The 23,259-nt window shown below is 59.2% G+C and carries 20 protein-coding genes; 9 read left to right on the plus strand and 11 right to left on the minus strand.

Going from position 1 to position 23,259, the window contains the following annotated elements; genetic code table 11:
- Positions 1–12: 12 nt before the first annotated feature.
- Positions 13–1,575: an alkyl hydroperoxide reductase subunit F gene (ahpF, locus tag VD17_RS12465; RefSeq protein WP_046054067.1), complete on the plus strand. Its 1,563-nt coding sequence runs from the start codon at positions 13–15 to the stop codon at positions 1,573–1,575.
- A gap of 176 nt (positions 1,576–1,751) precedes the next feature.
- Here ahpF and gloA read toward each other — a convergent pair whose 3' ends face one another.
- Positions 1,752–2,273, minus strand: coding sequence for a lactoylglutathione lyase (gene gloA, locus VD17_RS12470; protein ID WP_046054068.1), 522 nt, complete (start codon positions 2,271–2,273; stop codon positions 1,752–1,754).
- A gap of 145 nt (positions 2,274–2,418) precedes the next feature.
- Here gloA and VD17_RS12475 point away from each other — a divergent pair, with 145 nt between their 5' ends.
- Positions 2,419–2,943 carry a DUF4946 domain-containing protein gene (locus VD17_RS12475; protein ID WP_046054069.1) on the plus strand — a complete coding sequence of 175 codons (525 nt, stop codon included), beginning with the start codon at positions 2,419–2,421 and terminating at the stop codon, positions 2,941–2,943.
- Positions 2,944–3,117: 174 nt separating this feature from the next.
- Here VD17_RS12475 and VD17_RS12480 read toward each other — a convergent pair whose 3' ends face one another.
- Positions 3,118–3,480, minus strand: a complete 363-nt coding sequence (locus tag VD17_RS12480; protein ID WP_008155126.1) for a histone-like nucleoid-structuring protein, MvaT/MvaU family — start codon at positions 3,478–3,480, stop codon at positions 3,118–3,120.
- A gap of 443 nt (positions 3,481–3,923) precedes the next feature.
- On the minus strand, positions 3,924–4,796 hold the full coding sequence (locus tag VD17_RS12485; protein WP_046054070.1) for a LysR family transcriptional regulator: 873 nt from the start codon (positions 4,794–4,796) through the stop codon (positions 3,924–3,926).
- Positions 4,797–4,875: 79 nt separating this feature from the next.
- Here VD17_RS12485 and VD17_RS12490 point away from each other — a divergent pair, with 79 nt between their 5' ends.
- Together VD17_RS12490 and hppD are read left to right on the plus strand one after the other, a co-directional pair.
- Entirely contained in the window at positions 4,876–5,820 is a 945-nt protein-coding gene (locus VD17_RS12490; RefSeq protein ID WP_046054071.1) for a DMT family transporter, read from the plus strand.
- 252 nt (positions 5,821–6,072) lie between these two features.
- Entirely contained in the window at positions 6,073–7,149 is a 1,077-nt protein-coding gene (hppD, locus tag VD17_RS12495) for a 4-hydroxyphenylpyruvate dioxygenase (protein ID WP_046054072.1), read from the plus strand.
- Between the two features lie 63 nt (positions 7,150–7,212).
- Here the strand turns inward: hppD and rarD are convergent, their stop codons facing one another.
- The 3 genes from rarD to VD17_RS12510 all read right to left on the minus strand — a co-directional run bounded on the left by rarD (position 7,213) and on the right by VD17_RS12510 (position 10,750).
- Entirely contained in the window at positions 7,213–8,100 is an 888-nt protein-coding gene (gene rarD / locus VD17_RS12500; RefSeq protein WP_046054073.1) for an EamA family transporter RarD, read from the minus strand.
- Positions 8,101–8,290: 190 nt separating this feature from the next.
- On the minus strand, positions 8,291–9,304 hold the full coding sequence (locus VD17_RS12505) for an aldo/keto reductase (RefSeq protein ID WP_046054074.1): 1,014 nt from the start codon (positions 9,302–9,304) through the stop codon (positions 8,291–8,293).
- Between the two features lie 135 nt (positions 9,305–9,439).
- Positions 9,440–10,750: an MFS transporter gene (locus VD17_RS12510; RefSeq protein WP_046054075.1), complete on the minus strand. Its 1,311-nt coding sequence runs from the start codon at positions 10,748–10,750 to the stop codon at positions 9,440–9,442.
- A gap of 169 nt (positions 10,751–10,919) precedes the next feature.
- Between VD17_RS12510 and VD17_RS12515 the strand changes: the two genes are divergently transcribed.
- The 4 genes from VD17_RS12515 to VD17_RS12530 all read left to right on the plus strand — a co-directional run bounded on the left by VD17_RS12515 (position 10,920) and on the right by VD17_RS12530 (position 16,606).
- Entirely contained in the window at positions 10,920–12,032 is a 1,113-nt protein-coding gene (locus VD17_RS12515; RefSeq protein WP_046054076.1) for a sugar diacid recognition domain-containing protein, read from the plus strand.
- A 237-nt stretch (positions 12,033–12,269) separates the two neighbouring features.
- Positions 12,270–13,412, plus strand: coding sequence for a glycerate kinase (locus VD17_RS12520; RefSeq protein ID WP_046054077.1), 1,143 nt, complete (start codon positions 12,270–12,272; stop codon positions 13,410–13,412).
- Between the two features lie 339 nt (positions 13,413–13,751).
- Positions 13,752–15,377 carry a methyl-accepting chemotaxis protein gene (locus VD17_RS12525; RefSeq protein WP_046054078.1) on the plus strand — a complete coding sequence of 542 codons (1,626 nt, stop codon included), beginning with the start codon at positions 13,752–13,754 and terminating at the stop codon, positions 15,375–15,377.
- Between the two features lie 41 nt (positions 15,378–15,418).
- Positions 15,419–16,606 (plus strand): pyridoxal phosphate-dependent aminotransferase, encoded by a 1,188-nt coding sequence (locus VD17_RS12530; protein ID WP_046054079.1) that lies wholly within the window; start codon positions 15,419–15,421, stop codon positions 16,604–16,606.
- 125 nt (positions 16,607–16,731) lie between these two features.
- Here the strand turns inward: VD17_RS12530 and VD17_RS12535 are convergent, their stop codons facing one another.
- From VD17_RS12535 to VD17_RS12555, 5 genes are all read right to left on the minus strand, one after another.
- Positions 16,732–17,709, minus strand: coding sequence for a 2-hydroxyacid dehydrogenase (locus tag VD17_RS12535; RefSeq protein WP_046054135.1), 978 nt, complete (start codon positions 17,707–17,709; stop codon positions 16,732–16,734).
- Positions 17,710–17,730: 21 nt separating this feature from the next.
- On the minus strand, positions 17,731–19,029 hold the full coding sequence (locus tag VD17_RS12540; RefSeq protein ID WP_046054080.1) for an MFS transporter: 1,299 nt from the start codon (positions 19,027–19,029) through the stop codon (positions 17,731–17,733).
- A gap of 102 nt (positions 19,030–19,131) precedes the next feature.
- Positions 19,132–20,118, minus strand: coding sequence for a sugar kinase (locus VD17_RS12545; protein ID WP_046054081.1), 987 nt, complete (start codon positions 20,116–20,118; stop codon positions 19,132–19,134).
- The gene (locus VD17_RS12550) at positions 20,111–20,893 is read right to left on the minus strand and encodes a sugar phosphate isomerase/epimerase family protein (RefSeq protein WP_046054082.1); all 783 of its coding nucleotides are present in this window, start codon (positions 20,891–20,893) and stop codon (positions 20,111–20,113) included. Before VD17_RS12550 ends, VD17_RS12545 begins: the two co-directional genes overlap by 8 nt.
- 185 nt (positions 20,894–21,078) lie before the next feature.
- A complete protein-coding gene (locus VD17_RS12555; protein ID WP_046054083.1) occupies positions 21,079–22,104 on the minus strand; it encodes a LacI family DNA-binding transcriptional regulator in 1,026 nt (341 codons plus the stop codon).
- A 241-nt stretch (positions 22,105–22,345) separates the two neighbouring features.
- On the opposite strand from VD17_RS12555, the gene VD17_RS12560 reads away from it, so the two are divergent.
- The gene (locus VD17_RS12560; RefSeq protein ID WP_046054084.1) at positions 22,346–23,191 is read left to right on the plus strand and encodes a hypothetical protein; all 846 of its coding nucleotides are present in this window, start codon (positions 22,346–22,348) and stop codon (positions 23,189–23,191) included.
- Positions 23,192–23,259: the final 68 nt, after the last annotated feature.

The following is a 23,259-nucleotide window of genomic DNA, read 5'->3' on the forward strand; positions in this document are numbered from 1 at the left end:
GAAATCGCCCGTATGTTGGACGCCAATCTTAAAGCCCAGTTGAAGTCATACCTGGAACGGGTCACCCAGCCGATCGAGATCATTGCATCCCTCGACGACGGTGCGAAATCCCAGGAAATGCTCGCTCTTCTGAAAGACGTTGCCAGTCTTTCCAGCCAAATTACCTTGCTCGACAACGGTGACGATGCACGTAAACCATCGTTCTCGATCAACCGCCCGGGTGCCGATATCAGCCTGCGTTTCGCCGGCATCCCGATGGGCCATGAATTCACATCCCTGGTGCTGGCCCTGCTGCAAGTCGGCGGTCACCCTTCGAAGGCCAGCGTCGAAGTGATCGAACAGATCCGTTCGCTCAAAGGCGAGTTCAACTTCGAGACTTACTTCTCGCTGTCCTGCCAGAACTGCCCGGACGTGGTCCAGGCATTGAACCTGATGGCCGTGCTTAACCCGGGCATCCGCCACGTCGCCATTGACGGCGCGTTGTTCCAGGCCGAAGTCGATGACCGTCAGATCATGGCCGTGCCCAGCATTTACCTGAACGGCGTGAACTTCGGTCAGGGTCGTATGGGCCTGGAAGAGATCCTCGCCAAGATCGACACCAGCGGCATCGAGCGTCAGGCCGAGAGGATCAGTGCGAAAGAAGCTTTTGACGTACTGGTCGTCGGCGGTGGCCCGGCCGGTGCTTCGGCCGCGATCTACGCGGCTCGTAAAGGCATTCGTACCGGTGTGGCAGCTGAACGTTTTGGTGGGCAGGTGCTCGACACCATGGCCATCGAGAACTTCATCTCCGTGCAGGAAACTGAAGGGCCGAAACTGGCTGTGGCGCTGGAAGAGCATGTCAAGCAATACGACGTCGACATCATGAACCTGCAACGCGCCGACAAGTTGGTGCCGGGCAAGAACGGCGAGTTGCACGAAGTCCACTTCGCCAGCGGCGCGACCCTGAAAGCCAAGACTGTGATCCTGGCGACCGGTGCGCGGTGGCGTGAAATGAACGTCCCGGGTGAGCAGCAATACCGCAACAAAGGCGTGGCGTACTGCCCGCACTGCGACGGTCCGCTGTTCAAAGGCAAGCGCGTGGCGGTGATTGGCGGCGGTAACTCCGGCGTCGAAGCGGCCATCGACCTGGCCGGCATCGTGTCCCACGTAACACTGCTGGAGTTCGACGTGCAGTTGCGCGCCGATGCGGTCTTGCAGCGCAAGTTGCACAGCCTGCCGAACGTGACTGTCATCACCAGTGCGCAAACCACTGAAGTGTTGGGCGACGGTCAGAAGGTCAACGGCTTGCGCTACAAGGATCGTCAGTCGGACGAGTTGCGTACCGTCGAGCTGGAAGGGATCTTCGTGCAGATCGGTTTGCTGCCCAACACCGATTGGCTCAAAGGCACCATCGAGTTGTCGCCTCGCGGTGAGATCATCGTCGATGCCCGTGGCGAGACTTCGATGCCGGGCGTGTTCGCTGCCGGTGACGTGACCACCGTGCCGTACAAGCAGATCGTGATTGCGGTGGGCGAGGGCGCCAAGGCTTCCTTGAGCGCATTCGATCACTTGATCCGGACCTCGGCTCCGGCATAAAACCCGACGCTGAAAACACAAAAACCCCATGAGCGATCATGGGGTTTTTTGTGTCTTGCAGATTCCAATGTGGGAGCGAGCTTGCTCGCGATAGCGGTTTATCATTCAACATTGATATCGACTGATCTACCGCTATCGCGAGCAAGCTCGCTCCCACAGGGGATCTGCGGTGAGTTTTACAGCGGTGCAGGCTGAATGATTTCGACCCAGTACGCATCCGGGTCTTTGATAAAGGCCAGGCTCTTCATGCGGCCGTCATTCAGGCGCTTCTGGAAATCGCAGCCCAGCGCTTCGAAGCGCTCGCAGGCAGCGACGATATCCGGCACCGAGATGCAGATGTGGCCAAAACCGCGCGGGTCGGTGTTGCCGTTGTGGTAAGCAAAATCCGCGTCGTTCTCGGTGCCGTGGTTGTGGGTCAGTTCGAGAATGCCGGGGATCGACTTCATCCATTCAGTGCGGGCAGCGGCGTCGGCGGGGATCTGGTTTTTATCGACCAGCGCCAGGAAGTACAGGCTGAACTCGGCTTCCGGGAAGTCGCGTTTTTCCACCAGTGAGAAACCCAAAATGCGCGTGTAGAAATCCAGCGACTTGGTGATGTCCTTGACCCGCAGCATGGTGTGGTTGAAGACGAACTTCTGGGTGGCGGTGTCAGGTTGGGCAGTCACGCCTGGGAAAGTGTTCAATTCGTGCAGGCTCATGGGCCCTCCGGACAATAAGTGGGGCTAACGAATGGCGACAATGATACGCAAGGGCTCGGACATCACCAAACCCAAAGCGTCGGCTATTGCCTGACAGACGGGCGAGGCTCAGACTTTACGGTTCAATCCGTGAGTGTTCATTGCAATGATTCGTTTCTGTAAATCGATGTTCGTCCTGATCTGCGTGCTTTCAGGTGTTAACGGCGCTCACGCAGACGAGCCAATCATGACCTGGCCCAACGGCTGGGAGGTCGAAACCGTCCCGCAAGATGACGCCAACGCCCAGGTGTCCCGTCAGCGAGCGGTGAAAAACGATCAAGACGGCACGCCGGTAATGGTGATGGAGTTGACCATGACTCAGGTGGAAAGTGGTCATCAGGTGAATCTGCAAGGTGTCTTGCTAGAGATGCGCAAATCGGTGCAGAAGGACTTCTCTCAAGGCGGTTATCAAAGTGTCTGCAACAAGATTCACCCGACGACGTTGAGCCGCTTATCAGCGCTGGAAACTACCTGCACAATCACGCAGAACGGACGGCATGTGCTCTCTCAAACATTGGTTGCCGCCGTGGATGCCGATAAGGCCTATGTTCTTTCCTACGCGGGGCAGGCTGAGGTTTTCAAGGCAAGTCAGGAAGAAATAGACGCGGCCCGTAACAGCTTGAAACTTTAGTTAAATATTTCAATGGCTGCCGGTTGCAGCGCATTCTGAAATCTTTAGATACCCAAACGGATTAAGCACAAAGTTAGTCAGCAAGTAATGAGTTGATCGACGCCAATCGTTGCATTTAGAAGGCATCCATGAAAAAGCCCTGCATTGGCAGGGCTTTTTTGTCACCGCGAGTGCTTAGCCACGCAGCCAGGAATCAACGGTAGCTGCACCGTATTGTTCCTTCCAGGCTTTCAGGCCGCGGTGGTTGCCACCCTTGGTTTCAATCAGTTCACCGGTGTGCGGATTCTGATAAACCTTGACCACGCGAGCGCGGCGGGTTTTAGGCGTTGCCTGTTGCAGACCGGATTTTGCCGGGTTCGGATCGAGAATGGCGATGATGTCGCGCAAGCTCTTGCCGTAGGTTTTCATCAGCCCCTGGAGCTTTTCTTCGAATTCGATTTCTTTCTTGAGCCCGGCATCATTCTTCAAGGTTTCCAGCTGCTTGAGCTGCTCTTGAAGGGCCTTTTCAGCTGCACGAAATTCAGCGAGTCTGGACAATATCTTTACTCCAATAGTGTGTTTGGCTGATACCAACCGCAAACAAAGCTATAAGCCAAGAGCCTTGAAGCGACCCGGTGATAATGGCTCACCTGCTAATCTAGAGCAGGCATGAAAAATTGTAGTAGTTAATTGGCCAAGAGTAAATCCTGTCTTTTTCTTCATGTAACAACAGTAGTATTTTGATTCAAATGGTGGGCGATCTCCTTGTCTCGTGGCTTAGCGTCGCTAGTTAATGGTGACTTAATGCGTTAATGAAGTCCGCGCCGGGCATCGGCGGGCCGAACAGATAACCTTGCAGGAAGTTCACGCCGTGGGCGGTCAGTGGCATTTGCGAAACCTGTCACGATGAAATAGGGCTCTCAATTGCTGGCAGGACGGGACGCCTTCCAAGAAGAGTTCAGGTAGAGGCCATGATAGTTGGCCCTCGGCACGTGTGCCGCTCAACGGTAGTTCAGGCGCTCGGCCAGTTTGATAAAAGCCAGCGCCGCTGGGGATGACTGGCGCTGGTCGAGTACCGCCAGTCCAACTTGGCGTGTGACCGGTGGCGATAGCGGTTTTTTCACGTAGCGACTGTCGCGACCATCGGGCAATGAGCCTTCGGCGACGACGGTCAACGCATCGCCTCGGCCAACGGTGTCCAGCGTGCTCAGCAGTTGCGAGCAGCGATAACGGATGTTGGGAGTCAGCCGGGCGGCACTGAACAGTCGCGACACCAGTTCCGACGAACCGGCCTCGGTCAATACAAAGGGGTCGTTGCACAAATCGCTCAGGGTCAGGCTGTCGCGACGGGCCAGCGGATGATCGACGGGCAGCAGCGCGACCATCTGGTCTTCGATCAGCGCAAAGGTGTCGAACCGCTCCTCGGGCAACACCACGAAGCCGATATCGATCCGACGCTCCTCCAGCCACTGGATCACCTGCCGGTCCGGGCCTTCGTCAATGTGGACCTCGATGCCCGGGTGAGCCGCGCGGTAATGCTGCAGGATCAGCGGCAGCAGTTTGATCGATGAGGTCGGGCCAAACGAGCCGATGCGCAAGGTGCCGCGTTTCATTCCGCGAGCATCGGCCGCTTCCTGGCGCAAGGTGTTGGCCAGGCCCAGCATCGCCCGGGCGCGCAGCAAAAGCTGGTGGCCGATGTCGCTGAGTTCGACCCGGGACTGATGCCGGCGCAGCAGCTCGACGCCCAATTCCTGTTCCAGCGACTTTAGGGCGTGAGAGACCGCGGATTGGGAAATCCCCAAGCGATTGGCTGCCGCCGTAAAACCGTGAAGCTCGGCGACCAGAGAAAATATCTCCAGTTGGGTCAGGGTCATGAGTATTTACTCATTTTACGATGAGAAGGTATTAGTCGAATGATACGTCATCTCCCCCGACTTCTGGTTCTGGAAACCTATGACGACCTATGAGCAGAGCCTGTCCAACCCTTCGGATGTGCCGGTTTATCTGAAACTGGCTGCCGTCACCATGATCTGGGGCGGCACCTTTGTCGCCGGGCGGTTTCTGGCCGACAGCCTCAGCCCCTTGTTTGCCGCCAGCCTGCGATTCTTGCTGGCCAGTGTGGCGTTGCTGGTGTTTCTGCTACTGGCCCGCGTGCCGCTCGCAAGGCCCAGCCCCAGGCAATGGCTGCAATTGACGCTGCTGGGTTTTTTCGGGATCTTTTTCTACAACCTGTGCTTCTTTTATGGTCTGCACTACATCAATGCTTCGCGGGCGTCATTGATCGTGGCGTTGAACCCGGCCGTGATCGGGCTGGCGTCATGGCTGTTGTTCAAGGAGCGCTTGAATCGAGCAAAAGTTGTCGGAATCGCGATCTGCATTGCCGGGGCGAGCCTGGTGATCGTCAGCCGCGACCCGCAATTGCTGGCCGGCAACGCCGACGCGTGGATCGGCGATCTGTTGATCTTCGGCTGTGTGCTCGGTTGGGGCGTTTATTCGCTGTTCTCCAAAGATCTGAATCAAACCCTGGGCCCGGTGCAAACGGTGACGTACTCGATTCTGTTGGGCACGCTGATGCTATGGGTCACCAGTGCTGTTCGCGGTGAGTTGAGTGTTGCTGCACTCGCCAGCCTCGGACCAACGCAATGGATGAGCCTGATGTACCTGGGCGTATTGGGTTCGGCGCTGGCCTATATCGGCTATTACGACGGCATTCGCAAAATCGGCGCGACGCGTTCAGGTGTGTTCATCGCCCTCAACCCGCTGACCGCGGTGATCCTCGGTGCGCTGCTGTTGGGCGAGCAGTTGACCCTGACGATATGCCTGGGAGGAGGGCTGATCCTCGTGGGGATTATCCTGTGCAACAAACCCCTTGCGCGGGCAGGGAAAAAGGGGATTTGATACAGAAGGCGGACAAACCGATTTACGCTGTGTAGAATCGGGTTACGCATATAAGAATAATCGTCTTCTGGCAGCAGAAGCCTCGCCCGCAAGAGCCTTGGGTCGACAATGAAGAGTTTCGGGTTTCAATTGATCTACGGTGACTTCCTCGCCCGCAGCGTGCGGGGCATCTCCTGCGCGCCACCCGCCGGTCTCAGCATTGCTAGCAACTAACGATCCGTTAATTGACAAGAAAATGATGAGGCGCCGACCATGGCAGATTTATACGAAAACCCAATGGGCCTGATGGGCTTTGAATTCATCGAATTCGCATCGCCGACCCCGAACACCCTGGAGCCGATCTTCGAGATCATGGGCTTCACCAAGGTCGCGACCCACCGTTCCAAAGACGTGCACCTGTATCGCCAGGGCCAGATCAACCTGATCCTCAACAACGAACCGCACAGCGTCGCTTCGTACTTCGCGGCCGAGCACGGTCCGTCGGTGTGCGGCATGGCGTTCCGCGTCAAGAATGCCCAGCAGGCGTTTGCCCGGGCCCTGGAACTGGGCGCCCAGCCGATTCACATCGAAACCGGCCCGATGGAACTGAACCTGCCCGCGATCAAAGGCATCGGCGGTGCGCCGCTGTACCTGATCGACCGTTTCGGCGAAGGCAGTTCGATCTACGACATCGACTTCGTGTTCATCGAAGGCGTTGACCGCAATCCGGTCGGGGCTGGCCTGAAGATCATCGACCACCTGACCCACAACGTGTATCGCGGTCGCATGGCCTACTGGGCCAACTTCTACGAGAAGCTGTTCAACTTCCGCGAGATCCGTTACTTCGACATCAAGGGTGAATACACCGGCCTGACCTCCAAGGCCATGACCGCGCCGGACGGCATGATCCGCATCCCGCTGAACGAAGAGTCGTCCAAGGGCGCCGGTCAGATCGAAGAGTTCCTGATGCAGTTCAACGGCGAGGGCATTCAGCACGTTGCCTTCCTGTCCGATGACCTGATCAAGACCTGGGATCACCTGAAAAGCATCGGCATGCGCTTCATGACCGCGCCGCCGGAAACCTACTACGAAATGCTTGAAGGTCGTTTGCCGAACCACGGTGAGCCGGTTGATCAACTGCAATCGCGCGGCATTCTGCTGGACGGTTCGTCCGAGTCAGGCGACAAGCGTCTGCTGTTGCAGATCTTCTCGGAAACCCTGATGGGCCCGGTGTTCTTCGAATTCATCCAGCGTAAAGGCGACGATGGTTTCGGCGAGGGCAACTTCAAGGCTCTGTTCGAATCCATCGAGCGCGACCAGGTTCGTCGTGGCGTGCTCTCCACCGACTAAGCCGTTTCAGATGTAAAAAAGCCCGGTCAGCAGCAATGCTGGCCGGGCTTTTTCGTGCCGGTCCTACATCGATTTTCGTCGATGCCGGACCAGATGTTTGAACCCTTCGAACACCAGAACCACCACCGCCAACCAAATCGGGATGTAGGTCAGCCACTCACCGGGCTTGATGCTTTCCCCCAGCAGCAACGCGACGCCGAGCAACAGCACCGGCTCGACGTAACTCAACAACCCGAACAGGCTGAACGGCAGCAGCCGACTGGCGATGATGTAAACCACCAGCGCCGAAGCACTGATCACCCCGAGCAGGGGGATCAGCAGCGACAGCCATGGGTGTTGATCGAACACGGCGAAACCCTGTTCACCGCCCTGAACGAACCAGAACGCCACGGGCAACATCAACGCCATGTCCATCCACAAACCGCCGAGGTTGTCGGTCGCCAGTCGCTTGCGCAGGATGAAGTAGAGCGGATAACCGATGACGACCAGCAAGGTCGCCCAGGAAAATCCGCCGACCTGATACAGCTCGTTCAGCACGCCGAGGGACGCGAAAAACACGGCAACCTTTTGCAGGTAAGACAGTCGCTCGCCATAGGCAACCCGCCCGGTCAGGACCATGGACAGCGGCAACAGGAAGTAGCCCAGGGACACGTCGAGGCTATAGCCGTTGAGCGGCGCCCACATGAATAGCCAGAGTTGCAAGCCAAGCAGCGTCGCGGAAAGGATCAGGCCGGCAAGCAGTTTTGGTTGGCCAACCAGCCGCCGAAAAAGGGCGACCACGCGTTTCCATTCACCGGAGACCACCATAAACACGGTCATGCATGGCAGGGTCAGCAGCATTCGCCAACCGAAGATTTCCACGCCGCTCAAAGGCGTGAGCAGCGAGGTGTAGTAATACATGACGGCAAACAGCACCGAGGCTGAAACCGATAGAGCGATACCTTTAGACAAACTGTCCTCGCGAAGTTGAACGTGAAACGGGCGCAGAGGATACGTGGTTTTTGTGCTGAATATTGGGCGGGTGATCGATATTTACCACATCGCTTTGAATGTCAGACCGCCTTCGCGAGCAGGCTCACTCCCACATTTGACCGTGATCGACCTAAGAACCCTGTGGGAGCGAGCTTGCTCGCGATAAATCTCAAGCCAGGCGCGGTTTACGCCCAGACACAAAGTGGCTCACATCATTAAACCCCGGCGTCGACGCATGCCCGGGCACAACCAGCGAATCAATAAACGCCTCATCCTCAGCCGTAATCTTCACCGCCAGCGCCTTAGTGTAGGCATCCCATTGTTCTTCGGTGCGCGGCCCAACGATGGCCGAGGTGACGGCGCTGTTGTTCAGCACCCAGGCGATGGCGAATTCGACGATGCCCACGCCGCGACCCTCGGTGTACTGCTGGATCTGCTGAGCGATGCGCAGGGATTCGACGCGCCATTCGGTTTCCAGAATGCGTTTGTCTGCGCGGCCGGCGCGGCTGTTGGCATCCGGTTTCACGTCCGGCGCGTATTTACCGCTGAGCACACCACGAGCCAGCGGACTGTAAGGCACCACGCCCAGGCCATAGTTTTGCGCGGCGGTGATCTGCTCGGTTTCCGCCTGGCGGTTGACGATGTTGTACAGCGGCTGACTGATCACCGGCCGGTCGACGCCCAGTTGGTCGGCCACACGAATCACCTCGGCGATGCGCCAGCCACGGTAGTTCGACAACCCCCAATAGCGAATCTTGCCCTGGCGGATCAAATCGCCGATGGCCGACACCGTGACTTCCAGCGGCGTGTTGTGATCTTCGCGGTGCAGGTAATAGATGTCGAGATAATCGGTGCCCAGGCGAGTCAGACTGGCATCGATGCCATTGAACAGGTGCTTGCGACTCAGGCCGCTGCGGTTTGGAACGCCGTCCACCGGGCCGAAACCGACCTTGGTCGCCAGCACCCATTCGTGGCGGTTACCGGCAATCGCTTCGCCGACGATCTCTTCGGAGCGGCCGTTGGTGTAAACGTCCGCGGTGTCGATGAAATTGATGCCCTGGTCCCAGGCCTTGTCGATGATCCGCAGGGAATCTTCGGTGCTGGTCTGTTCGCCGAACATCATGGTACCCAGAGTCAGGGTGGAAACCTGTAAACCCGAATGACCCAGCGTGCGATAGCTCATGACGAAATCCTTTTACCGGTGGGAGAAAGGCTCAATCAAATACCAGAATGGTGGGGCGGAGCAAACGGAAATATCGAACATCCCCGGACGAAACTGTGGGAGCGAGCTTGCTCCCACAGGGGATTGGTCAGCGCGTTACACCCGCAACGTGCGCGTCATGCGCAACGCCAACAAACTCCCGCAAACAATCACGCCCGCCAGCAGGTAAAGCGCGGCATCGGTCGACCCGGTGCTGTCCTTGACCCAACCCACCAGATACGGACTCAGGAAACCGGCCATCTGCCCCATGGAGTTGATCAACGCCAAACCACCCGCCGCAGCGCCCGCGCTCAGCAGCGCAGTCGGCACCGGCCAAAACATCGGCAGGCCGGTGAGGGCGCCCATAGTGGCGATGGTCAGGCCGAGGATGGCGATGGCCGGCGTAGTCGAAAAGTTCACAGCGATCAGCAAACCGACCGCACCCATGAGCATCGGCACCACCAAATGCCAGCGGCGTTCTTTACGCAGGTCCGCCGAGCGGCCGACCATCAACATGAACAGCGCCGCCAGCAGATACGGAATCGCACTCAACCAGCCAATCACCAGGTTATCGCTGAAGCCCAGGTTTTTGATGATCGACGGCAGCCAAAAGTTGATCGCGTAGACGCCGCTCTGGATGCAAAAGTAGATCAGGCCGAAGGCCCAGATCGCCGGGTTCTTGAACACGGCCTGCAGCGAGTCGGTGGTAGTTTTCGGTTTGTTGGCCAGGTCTTCGGCGTGGTCGGCTTCCAGCACCGAGCGCTCGAACGGCGTGAGCCATTTAGCGTTGGCGTAACTGTCGCTCAACAGGAAGTAGGCGAGGGCGCCGAGGATCACGGTTGGGATACCTTGCAGCAGGAACATCCACTGCCAGCCCGCCAAACCCGCCTGGCCTGCGCCGAAGTGGTTGAGAATCCAGCCGGAAAACGGGCTGCCGAGCAGGCCGGACACCGGGATCGCCGACATGAACAGCGCCATGATGCGGCCCCGGCGGAAGGTCGGAAACCACTGCGAAAGGTAGAGCACCACGCCCGGGAAAAACCCGGCTTCAGCCGCGCCGGTGAACAGGCGCAAGGTGTAGAACTCGGTCGGTGTGGTGACGAACAGCAAACAGGTCGAGAGCGAGCCCCAGACGATCATCATCAGCGCGATCCAGCGGCGCGGGCCGAATTTGGTCAGGGCCAGGTTGCTCGGTACGCCACACAACACGTAACCGATAAAGAAGATCCCGGCCCCGAGGCCGTACACGGTTTCGCTGAATTTCAGTGCGTCGAGCATCTGCAGCTTGGCAAATCCAACGTTCACCCGGTCGAGGTAGTTGAATAGGTAGCAGATGAAAATGAAGGGGATCAAACGCAGGGTAATGCGTTTGTAGACGGCGTTTTTTTCGTCAACGATGGCCTGGGTAGCGGCGGCGCTCTGTGACATGGCGGGCTCTCTCTTTATTATGATTTTTTGCGATGCAAGGGTAACGTTGACCGCCCGGTGAGTCTCGACCACCGCTTGGGTCATTGTCTTTGTGCCTGAGCACAGGGTTTGCAACCAAGGCCTGTGCGGGTGAACAATCCGCTCCATCACGCTTTCAAGGATCCCCGCTATGTTCGAACTCGATCACGACCTGGCCCAGGACATCGTCGACCGGGCGATGGCCATCCTGCCGTACAACGTCAACGTCATGGACAGCCAGGGGCTGATTCTCGGCAGCGGCGAACCGGAGCGGGTCAACACCCGCCATGAAGGCGCGCAACTGGTGCTGGCCAACGGGCGAGTGGTGGAAATCGACGCCCAGACCGCGATCCATTTGAAAGGCGTGCAGCCGGGCATCAACCTGCCGCTGTTACTCGATCAACGGTTGATTGGCGTGCTGGGCATCACCGGTGAACCCGAGCAATTGCGCACCTATGCCGAGCTGGTGCGGATGACCGCCGAGATGCTGGTCGGCCAGCGCAATCAGCAGGCTGAGCAGCAATGGCGACGACAGCGTTGCGACGATCTGCTGGCGTTGCTGCTCAGTGAGGCCGGGGATTCGCCGCGCCTGATCGACGAAGCGCAACAACTGGGGCTCAAGCCGCAGATCACGCGGGTGCCGTACCTGTTCGAGTTAGGGATGGAACACGGCCCGGGGCAAACCGTCGAGGCGCTCAGTGCCTGGCTGACTTCGCGTTACCCGGACAGTTGGTGCGTGAGTTCGGCCAAGTCGTCGTTGCTCTGGTGCCGGCCCGCCGCGCAGGCGATCGAGAACGATCGGTTGCTGGAAAAACTCGACGGCCTCGGCTGGAACATTCTGCGCATTGCCGTGGGTGGACAGGCCGATGGGCTGTCCGGGCTGCGTCGTTGCTATCGACGTGTCGGCGACTTGCTGGCTTATGGGCGAGATGTGCTGCCGCATTCCCGTTTACTGACGCTCAACCGTTACCGGTTGCCGGTGATGCTCTGGCGGCACCGCAACGACGACGCACTGGACGAGTTGCTCAAGCCGCTGCGCAAAGTCATCGCCAAGGATGGCAACGGCCAACTGCTGGCGACCCTGCGCAGCTGGTGCGATCACGATGGTCAGAGCCAGGCGTGTGCCGATGCGCTGGGCATCCATCGCAATAGTTTGCGCTACCGGATGGAGCGGATTGCCGAGCTTAGCGGTGTTGATCCGTTAAAGCTGGACGGAATGCTCGCGCTTTACCTCGGCGTGCAACTCCTTCCCCAAACCGACTGATACATACGATCCCCGTAGGAGCTGCCGAAGGCTGCGATCTTTTGATCTTGATTTTAAGCGAGCCGAAAAGAGCAAGATCAAAAGATCGCAGCCTTCGGCAGCTCCTACATTGATCGGTAGGAATGGAGAGGGTTTTGTGGAAATGAACAATAATCGACATGGCCGCTTGTGCAGCGGACCGGCGTTATTGTTCGTGCCTGCTGGCAGCATGGAACGCATTGGAACTGGAGAATTCGCATGAAAATCGTCATCGCCCCCGATTCGTTCAAGGACAGCCTGAGTGCCCAGGGTGTGGCTGATGCCATTGCTCTGGGGTTGGCGCAGGTTTGGCCCGATGCGCTCCTGGTCAAATGCCCGATGGCTGACGGCGGGGAGGGGACCGTCGAGTCGATTCTGGCGGCGTGCGAGGGCGAACTGCGCCAGACCCCCGTTCGTGGGCCACTCGGTGCAACGGTTGAGGCCGCTTGGGGTTGGCTGCCCCAGAGCCACACCGCGATCATCGAAATGGCCGAGGCCAGTGGCTTGCAACTGGTTCCGCCGGGCAAGCGTGATGCGTGCTTCAGCAGCACGTTCGGCACCGGCGAATTGATCCGCGCGGCGCTCGATGCCGGGGCGCAACGGGTGATTCTGGCGATTGGCGGCAGCGCCACCAACGACGGCGGGGCGGGTGCAATGCAAGCCTTGGGCGTCAAACTGCTGGACGCGCATGGCCGAACACTGGCACCGGGTGGTCTGGCGCTTGGACAGCTGGCCCGCATTGATCTGAGTGAAATCGACCCGCGCCTGGCCGAGGTGCGCTTCGACATCGCCGCCGACGTCAACAGTCCACTGTGCGGCCCTCAAGGTGCCTCTGCGATTTTCGGCCCGCAAAAAGGGGCATCACCCGAGCAAGTCCAACAACTGGATCGCGCGCTCGGGCACTTTGCCGAACGCTGCGCTGAGGTCCTGAACAAAGACGTACGTGACGAACCGGGCAGCGGTGCGGCAGGCGGCCTGGGGTTTGCCGCCAAGGCGTTTCTGGGGGCGCAGTTCAAGGCCGGGGTCGACGTGGTCGCCGAACTGGTCGGCCTGGACGATGCGATCAAGGGCGCCGACCTGGTCATCACCGGAGAAGGCCGTTTCGATGCTCAGACCCTGCGTGGCAAGACACCGTTTGGTGTGGCGCGCATTGCTCGGCAGCACGGCGTGCCGGTGATCGTCCTCGCCGGAACACTGGGTGAGGGTTATCAGGCGCTGTACGAACATGGCATCGATGCCGCGTTTGCCTTGGCCAGTGGACCGATGACGCTGGAGCGTGCGTGTGCCGAGGCACCACGGTTGTTGCGGGAACGGGCGAGTGATATTGCGCGGGTTTGGCGGGTGGCCGCTCGCAAACCCTGAAGCCGTACGATCACCTGTAGCAGCTGCCGAGCCTGCGAGGCTGCGTTCGACTGCGAAGCAGTCGTGAAGTCATGCGGCGCGGTGTGTCAGGAAAAACCGGTGGCCGGATTAACGACTGCTGCGCAGTCGAACGCAGCCTCGCAGGCTCGGCAGCTGCTACAACCTCCTGAAATTTATTTCTCAACGCCCCGCAAAAATCCTCATCCCCTGCCGATACAGCTATCAGGCGCACACAAACCTATTCCAACAGTGGCGCCAAACTGAACGCGCGTGCGCCACCGCCCGCCATTCAGCGATCACGCAAGGATGCTCGTAGCTCCATCACCCGAGAATCATCCTATGTCACTGCGTAATCTGAATATCGCGCCTCGAGCTTTCCTGGGTTTTGCCTTCATTGCCTTGCTCGTCATCGTGCTGGGTGTGTTTGCGGTGAACCGCATGACGAGCATCCATCAAGCCTCCATCGACATGGAAACCAAGCAGCTGCCCAGCGTCGGGTATCTCGGCAACCTGACGGAAAACGTCCTGCGTCTGCGCATTCTTTCTTTCCGGGTGTTGGTCAACCGTGATCCGAACGCGTTGCAGGAAGCCCAGACGCGTATCGGCGTGCTGGTCGACAAGGTTCGCAGCGCACAATCGAGTTATGCCGCGTTGTCGGCCACCCCGGAAGAGGCCGCGCTGTACAAGACGTTCACGGCAACGCTGGACAGCTACCTGCAAGCCCAGACCCAGATGCTGGAGCTATCGCGCCAGAACAAGCTCGATGAGATGCGCACGCTGATCAACACCCGGATCAAGGACGGTACGGACCAGATGGGCGAGCAACTGAACAAACTGGTGGCGCTGAATAATTCCGATGCGAAAACCGCATCGGCCGCAGCGGGCGAGCAGTACCACAGCGCGATTACCGGCATCATCGTCGTGGCGGTCATCGCGGCGCTGATGACCGTGCTGCTGGCCTGGCTGCTGACCCGCAGCATCGTCACACCGCTGAACCGTGCGTTGCAGGCGGCGCAAACCATCGCGGGCGGCAACCTGACCAATGTCATTGAGGTCGACGGCAAGGACGAACCGGCCCGTTTGCTCGGCGCCTTGTCCACGATGCAGGCCAGCCTGCGCAAAACCATCGAACAGATCGCCGGTTCCGCCACCCAACTGGGTGCCGCTGCTGAAGAACTCAGCACGGTCACCCAAGAAGCGTCCCGCGGTCTGCAACAGCAGACCAACGAAATCGAACAGGCCGCCACCGCGGTCAACGAAATGACCGCCGCCGTGGAAGAAGTCGCGCGCAACGCGGTGTCGACGTCCGAAGCCTCCAACCAGTCGACCCAGGCCGCCCGCGAAGGTCGTGACCGTGTGGTGGAAACTGTCGGCGCGATCCAGACCATGACCCACGATGTGCAAAACACCTCGGTGATGATCGAAGGCCTGGCCACTCAGGGGCGCGACATCGGCAAGGTGCTGGACGTGATCCGCGCTATCGCCGAACAGACCAACCTGCTGGCACTGAACGCTGCAATCGAAGCCGCCCGTGCCGGTGAAGCCGGGCGCGGTTTTGCGGTGGTGGCGGACGAGGTCCGGGCGCTGGCCCATCGCACCGCGCAATCGACCCAGGAAATCGAAAAAATGGTCGCCGGCATCCAGAACGGCACCGGCCAAGCGGTCTCCTCAATGCAGCAAAGCAATCAACGCACCCAAAGCACCCTGGAAATGGCCCGCGCCGCCGGCGTTGCGCTGGAGCAGATCACTCAGTCGATCCAATTGATCAACGAACGCAACCTGGTAATCGCTAGCGCGTCCGAAGAACAGGCCCAGGTGTCCCGCGAAGTTGACCGCAACCTGGTGAACATCCGCGACCTGGCCACCCAGTCCGCCGCCGGTGCCAATCAGACCAGCGCCGCCACTCACGAACTGTCGCGCCTGGCCGTGGATTTAAATGCCATGGTGGCGCGTTTCGTGATTTGAGATAGGGTTGAGGCTTGGAACCCGCGCGACTGGAGAATTACATGCGCTATTCAGCCTTGACCAAACGAATTGCCGGTGACGGCGCAGCGGCCTGGCAGATTCATGACCGAGCACTGGAATTAATCGAGCAGGGCGTTGATGTGCTGCTGCTATCGATCGGCGATCCCGACTTCGATACGCCGCAGCCCATCGTCCAGGCGTGCATCGATAGCTTGTTGGCCGGTGACACCCACTACCCGTCAGTACGGGGCAGTCGGGGGTTGCGCGACAGCATTGCCAACCGCCATCGACGTCGCAGTGGTCAAGCGGTGGATGCCGATCATGTGATCGTGCTGCCGGGCGCGCAATGTGCGGTGTATTCGGTCGCGCAATGCCTGCTCGACCCGGGCGATGAAGTGATCGTCGCCGAGCCGATGTACGTGACCTATGAAGGCGTGTTTGGTGCCTGCGCAGCCAAAGTGGTGCCGGTGGCGGTGCGCCCCGAAAACGGCTTTCGGGTCGATCCGGCGGATGTCGCAGCGCTGATCACACCCAAGACCCGCGCCATTTTGCTCAACAGTCCGAACAATCCTTCCGGCGCCAGTTTGCCGCTGATGGTCTGGCAGGAACTGGCATCGCTGTGTATTCGTCATGACCTGTGGCTGATCAGCGACGAGGTTTATAGCGATCTGTTGTACGAAGGCGAGCACATCAGCCCGGCGAGCCTGCCGGGCATGGCCGAGCGCACCGCGACCATCAATAGCCTGTCCAAATCCCACGCCATGAGCGGTTGGCGAGTGGGCTGGGTGATCGGGCCAAAACCCTTGGCCGAACACTTGGTGCACCTGTCGTTGTGCATGCTGTTTGGCATTCCGGATTTCATTCAGAACGCTGCGCAATTGGCGCTGGATGAGGATCTGCCGGAAGTGGCGTTGATGCGCGAGGAGTATCGCCAGCGTCGCGACCTGGTGTGCGCGAGCCTGAGTGATTGCCCGGGCATCCGGCCGATTCGGCCTGATGGCGGGATGTTCGTGATGATCGATGTACGCCAGACCGGGTTGTGTGCCCAGAGTTTTGCCGAGCGGCTGCTGGAAGGTTATGGCGTGTCGGTGCTGGCGGGTGAAGCGTTCGGACCGAGTGCGGCGGGGCATATTCGGTTGGGGTTGGTGGTGGATCAGCCGAAGCTGGCGGATGCGTGCCAGCGGATAGCGTTGTGTGCGGCGAACCTTCTGGAGGCGCGCCGGGCCTGAAAGTTTGCGTTGCCATTGCCGGCCTCATCGCGAGCAAGCTCGCTCCCACATGGGATCTTTGGCGTTCACAAAACCCTGTGGGAGCGAGCTTGCTCGCGATGACTGCTTGACAGACGCTAGATTCCTTAAGCCTTCCAAGCCCCGGCATTCACCAGATTCTTCGGCCGCTCACCCGCCAGCGCCGCCAGCAGATTGTCCACCGCACACGTGGCCATCGCCTCCCGCGTTTCATGCGTCGCGGAGCCAATGTGCGGCGTCGCTACCACGTTGTTCAGTTGCAACAGCGGCGAGTCGGTGTTCAGCGGTTCGCGTTCGAACACATCCAGCCCCGCAGCGCGAATCTGCCCGTCACGCAAGGCCTGGATCAGAGCCACCTCGTCCACCACCTTGCCCCGTGAAATGTTAATGAAGATGGTTTCTGGGCGCATCAGGGCGAATTGCTCCGCGCCAATAAGCCCTTCGGTTTCAGCGGTCAGCGGCAATGTCAGGCAAACGAAATCCGCCTGCTGCAACAGCTCCGGCAAGCTTCGGTATTGCGCGTTGAATCGCTGCTCGACCGCCGGTTTTGGCGAGTGGCTGTGGTAGATAACCGGCATACCAAAACCAAAATGCCCGCGCTGGGCCAACGCCTCACCGATCCGCCCCATGCCAATGATGCCAAGGGTTTTACCGTGCACATCGGTACCGAACTGCGTCGGGCCGACATTGCGGTTCCACTGGCCGGCGCGAACCATGTTCGCCAGTTCCACCACGCGCCGGGCGGTCGCCAGGATCAGCGCGAAACCGGTGTCGGCGGTGGTTTCGGTGAGCACGTCCGGGGTGTTGCTGAGCAGGATCCGTCGTTCGGTCAGGTAGTCGATGTCGTAGTTGTCGACCCCCACGGAGACGCTGGCGATGGCTTCCAGGTCAGGTGCCAGATCCAATAATCCGGCATCCAGCTTCAGACTCGCACCGAGCAACCCGTGGGCGCGGGGCAGGGCCTCGCGCAGCGTTGCCAGGCCGTCGGCATTGAGGTTGTCGATCAGCGTCACCTCGGTCTGCTCGTGCAGGCGAGCCATCAGCAGCGGCGAGAGTTTCTTGTACAACACAACCTGCTTTTTCATCGTCTTCATCTCAACTTCAATTCAGGAATGAGCAGCCGTCGACCGTTGCACAACGGCCTTGGCCACGACCCGGTCACTGGCGCCGGGCTTGAGAAAAATCGTCAGCACCACCGAGAGCATCAACGCGCCGCTCATCAACAGATAAGAAGCACCCGGCGAGCCGGTGGAGCTGTTCAAGTAGCCCACCAGATACGAACCGCCAAACGAACCGAGCGCGCCCATGCTGTTGATCAGCGCCATGGCGCCACCCGCGACGTTGGCCGGCAGAATTTCCGGGACGATGGCGAAAAAAGGTCCATACGACGCATACATGCAGGCACCCGCGATCACCAGCAAGGTGTAGGACCACCAGAAGTGTTCGGCGCCCAAAGCGTAGGATCCGTAGAACGCAATCGAGGCGATCAGCAGTGGCGGCCAGACAAAGCGTTTGCGCTTCTGCAATTTGTCCGAGCCCCAGGACACCAGCAACATGCCGATCACCGCCGCCAGATACGGCAGCGAGGAAAGCCAACCGGCCTCGATCATGTCCATCTGCGCACCGGCCTTGAGGATCGACGGCAGCCAAAGTACGAAGCCGTAAACGCCAATGCTCCAGCAGAAAAACTGCAAGGCGAGGATGATCACCTTCGGCGAGCGGAAGGCTTCGGCGTAGTTCTTCACCGCTTTGATGCCGACCTGTTCGGCAGCCAAAGCGCTTTGCAGATCCTGCTTCTCTTGATCGGTCAGCCACTTGGCTTGAGCGGGACGATCATCGGCCAGACGCCACCAGATAAATGCCCAAAGCACCGCCGGCAGACCTTCGATAATGAACATCCAGCGCCAGCTGAAATGCTGCACCAGATAGCCCGACACCACCGACATCCAGAGCATGGTCACCGGGTTGCCGAGGATCAGGAAGGTGTTGGCGCGCGAGCGTTCGGCACGGGTGAACCAGTGGCACAGGTACACCAGCATCGCCGGCATCACCGCGGCTTCGACCACGCCGAGCATGAAGCGAATCACGACCAGCCAGTAGGCGTTGGAGACGATCCCGGTCAACGTGGCCAGGCCACCCCAGAGAATCAGGCTGACGAAAATCAGCTTCTTGACACTGTGCTTCTGGGCGTAGATTGCGCCCGGCACCTGGAAGAAGAAGTAGCCAAGGAAGAACAGTGCGCCAAGCATCGACGACAGGCCCGGCGTGATCATCAGGTCGGCAGCCATCCCGGAGGCGGCAGCGAACCCGTAGTTGGCGCGGTCCAGGTACGCCAGGCTGTAGGTGATGAACACGATGGGCATGATGTACCACCAGCGGCGGGCGGCGAGTGTTGCGGTTTTCATAGTGGTGCTCCTGAGCTTGTTGTTTTTGTCGCAGCAGGTAACGGGTTAAATCTTCAGTGATTGTTATGGCCTCTTCGCGAGCAGGCTCGCTCCCACAGGGAGCTACGTTGGAATGCGATCCCATGTGGGAGCGAGCCTGCTCGCGAAGGCGGCCTCAAATTCGGCGATCATTTCGGATCGATCAGGCAACCCCTCCATATCCCCACGGCTCTGCACCGCGCGGCTGCCAATCCAGTTGGCACGCTTCACGGCGTCGGCAAAGCTGTGGTTTTCCAGCAGGGCGCTGATCATGCCGACGGCAAATCCATCGCCGGCACCGACGGTGTCGACCACCGTTTCCACCGGCACGCCCGCCACAAACCCCTGATCCAGATGGGTGCGGTAATACGCACCGTGCGGGCCCAGTTTGATCGCGACGGCTTCGGCGCCCAGGTCGAGGTAAAACGCCGCGATGTCGGCCGGGTCTTCAAAACCGGTCAGCAAGCGGCCTTCGCTCAACCCCGGCAGCACCCAATGGGCGAGGGCAGCGAGGCGGTTGATCTCGGTAATCATCTGTTGTTCGCTGGCCCACAGGCTCGGACGCAGGTTCGGGTCGAAGGACACGCTACGCCCGGCATCGCGCATGCGGGTCATCAACTCGAAAGACATTTCCCGCGCCGTTTCGGACAGCGCCGGCGGAATGCCGGTGGCGTGCAAGTGCCGGACGTTGAGTAATTCAGGTACGATCGACTGCCGCGACAGATGACTCGCCGCCGACCCACGACGGAAATACTCGACCACTGGATCGCTGCCATCGTCGGTGCGCGACTTGAGTTGAAAACCGGTGGGGTGTGCGGTGTCGATGGCGACGTGGCTGCAATCCAGGCCTTCTTTCTCCAGGGTCTCGATCACGAATCGTCCCAGCGAATCAGCGCCCACCCGGCTCAACCAGGCCACGTTAAAACCCAACCGCGACAAGCCAATGGCGACATTGCTGTCGGCCCCGGCAATGCGTTTGTGGAAGTGGCCAACGTCGGCTAAATCACCGTTCTGCTCGGCGACGAACATCGCCATGGTTTCGCCGAACGACAGGATATCGATCTCAGACATGAGCGCTCTCCAAACGGGTTTGACCGAGGCGGGCGAGGGTGGCGACATGCTCAGTGGTCAACTGCACCAGGTCGTCGCCTTGCAACGGATATTCCGCGGCGCGCATGACGCCTTGGGCCATGTGCCTCAGCAGTTGTTCCCACAGATGCAGGTCGCTGGCGGCCGGCGGTATGGCGACCAGTTTGCCGTCGGCCCGGCGTGTCACGGCTTTGCAGTGCACGTAGCCGACGTGGCGACCGAGCAACCGCGCGGCGCTGGCGGCCGACTGGTCTTGCCAATGCCAGTTACCTATATCGAAAGTCATTTTGACCGGCAGGTTGTGTTGCTCGACTTCAGCGAAAAACCGTTGGAACGGCTCGATGCGACCGCCGTGCAGGGTTTGATCGTTTTCCACCAGCAACTGCACCGCACTTTTGCCCAGTATGCGGGCCAAGGTCTGGAGGTCGCTGTTGTCGGTGAAATAGCCCAGGGACACTTTCAGCCATTTGGCACCGAATGCCTGGGCGTGCTGCAGTGCGCTGATCAGTTCGGGATTGGGTTTGGACTGGCCGGCCAGCCACAATTCCATCGGCGAGGAATACACGCTGTCGAGGCCTTGGGCCTGAGTGGCGTCAGCCAGTTGCGCGGGGTCTTCGACGGTCAGCAGTTCTTCGCGCCATTCGATGCACGTGGCGCCAGCTGCTGCCAACACCTCGATGAAGCTGCCCTGGCCGCGTTGGCGAACAAGGTCGGCGCCGTAGCTCGACAGACTGATGGAAACGGGTGGTTTATTCATTGTTGTATACCTCTGAAACCGGTTTCATTTTTGTTCAAAAAAATATTGATGTGGAGTTGTGCGGTGTTCTTCAGTGCCTCATCGTCGGATCGCCGCCCGGAGCAAGCTCGCTCCCACATAGAACGCGGTGCACTTGTGGGAGCGAGCTTGCTCCGGGCGGCGATCCGACGATGGGGCCAGTCCAGTCACCGAGAGTTTCCAAGGGTCGACCCACGCACAATCAACCGCGCCGAAAAATCCAGGGTCCGCACCGCCCCGACATCACCGCGCAAACGCTTGAGCAAACACTCAAACGCGCTGGCGCCAATCTCGGCCGTCGGCTGGGCGAGGGCGGTGATCCCGCTGCCCACCAGTGGGTACCAGTCCAGATCATCGAGGGCGATCAGGCCGACGTCCTCGAACAGATTGCACTTCAGTTCACGCAACGAATGGGTGCTGGCCAACGCAGCGATTCCGTTGGCGCAGAACAGCGCTTTCGGGCCGGGGCCTGGCGTTTCGAGGAAGGTTTTCAGTTGGGCGGTCAGTTCACTACCGGTCTCGACGAGGGTGCCTCGCAGGGCCGGGCGTTGTTCGATCTGCGCCTTGAAGCTGCTGACCCGCTCGATCCGCGAACTGGTGCCGTCAAACGGCTCGGTCACCAGCAGCACATCGCGATAGCCGCGCTCCTGCAAATGGGTGAGGGCCATTTCAACGGCGGCAGGATTGTCCAGCCCGACCAGATCACTCTCGAGTTGTTCGACCTTGCGATCCACCAACACCAGCGGCATTTCCCGATGCAGTTCTCGTAACTCGTCGCGGTGATGACCGAGGGTGTTCACGATCAACCCTTCGATGTTGTAGGAACGCAGCAGGGCCAGGTGCTGGCGTTCCTGCTCGTCATCGCGATCGGTGTTGCACACCACCAGGCTGTAGCCGTGCTGACGGCAGGCGGTTTCCACCCCGTGCATCACGGCTATCGAATAAGGGTTGCGGATATCGGCCACCAGCATGCCGATCAGGCGAGTGCGCCCCCGTTTCAGGCCGCGGGCCATCTGGTTCGGGCGATAGCCGAGTTCGGCGATTGCCTGCTCGATGCGCAGGGCGATGGCATCGGAGAGCAGGGCGCGGTCATCGCCGATGAAGCGCGAGACGCTGGCCTTGGAGACCTTGGCGTGTTCGGCGACGTCGAGCATGGTCACGCGGCTGCGCTGGGCGGCGGAGAAATCGTTCACGGTGGTGGACCTTGTTATTGGTGTCGTTGCAGTTCTGAACATCATGCTTCTGAAACCGGTTTCAGGAAACACCATCGGTACCGTCGCAGTCAACTGGATTGTGTTGAGTGACCGGTCAGATACCTGATGATTTCCGACAGACGGTGGCTTTACCTGTCAGATTTGACAGTAGTCAACGCCCGGATGTCGGCGCTTAATTTCTTGCACGTGAAGGGCAATACAACAAAGCGAGAAATTATTCATGCCACCACCTATTGACCCACTTGCAGCAGGGAGCACCTCCGATGCGGGCGTACTACTTGACCCTGTTCGGGTGCGGGGAGTCGACCCAGCGGATTCTGCTGGGACACTGCCGGACGATGCGAAACAAAATGGCATTGTTTGCATCATTCCCCGCTGGCCGGCGTTCCCAACAGACGCTCGTATTGATCGTGTCGAAATCTTCCTGGTTGGAAACCCCAATTCGATTGCGCAACGCAACTATGGCGTTGCCGATGATGCAGCGGAGTTTCTTATTCCGATAGGGTCGACATCACTTCCAGATCTGCCTACGTTTGAAATCATGTACACGGTTCGTTCGGTCAACATTACGACGTCCCCGTCACGGCGCTTGACGTTTGCAATTGTTGCGCCGCCAAAAGTGCTAAAAGAAGCAACTTTTCCCGATGCGAGCCGTTGGGGCTATATCTACTGCACTAAAGACAATCCTCAGGATCCTGATTCTTTATATGTTTGGGAGGGAATACGCATCCTTGTTCCGTTCGACAATCGTTTTCAACTGTTGGATGTCATCGAGCTGGTTTGGCAGGGGTGGGACTCTTTAAACGGATCAGGGACGGCTTTGACGCCTGCATTTACGTTCACCGGGACGGTAACAGATGTCACCAACAAACAGCCGGTTTCGATCGTTATACAACCGTTTGTCCCGCATATCGAACCTATGCGTGACAACGATTCTGCCACCGTAAGTTATTTGCTGTTGCGCAATGGGATTCCCATCTTCAGCTCTTTTACAGGGCTGGTGAAAATAGACAGAGTCATTCCGGGTATCAGTGGTTTTTGTTCGGATGCAAGTTGGATGAAGTAAGAGCGTTGCTGTAACTGAAAAGCGACTGATGTTGGCGATAAACGCTGTTGTCGATGATGTAAGGATTG

The sequence above is a fragment of the Pseudomonas fluorescens genome (assembly GCF_000968015.1).
GTDB lineage: Bacteria > Pseudomonadota > Gammaproteobacteria > Pseudomonadales > Pseudomonadaceae > Aquipseudomonas > Aquipseudomonas fluorescens_W.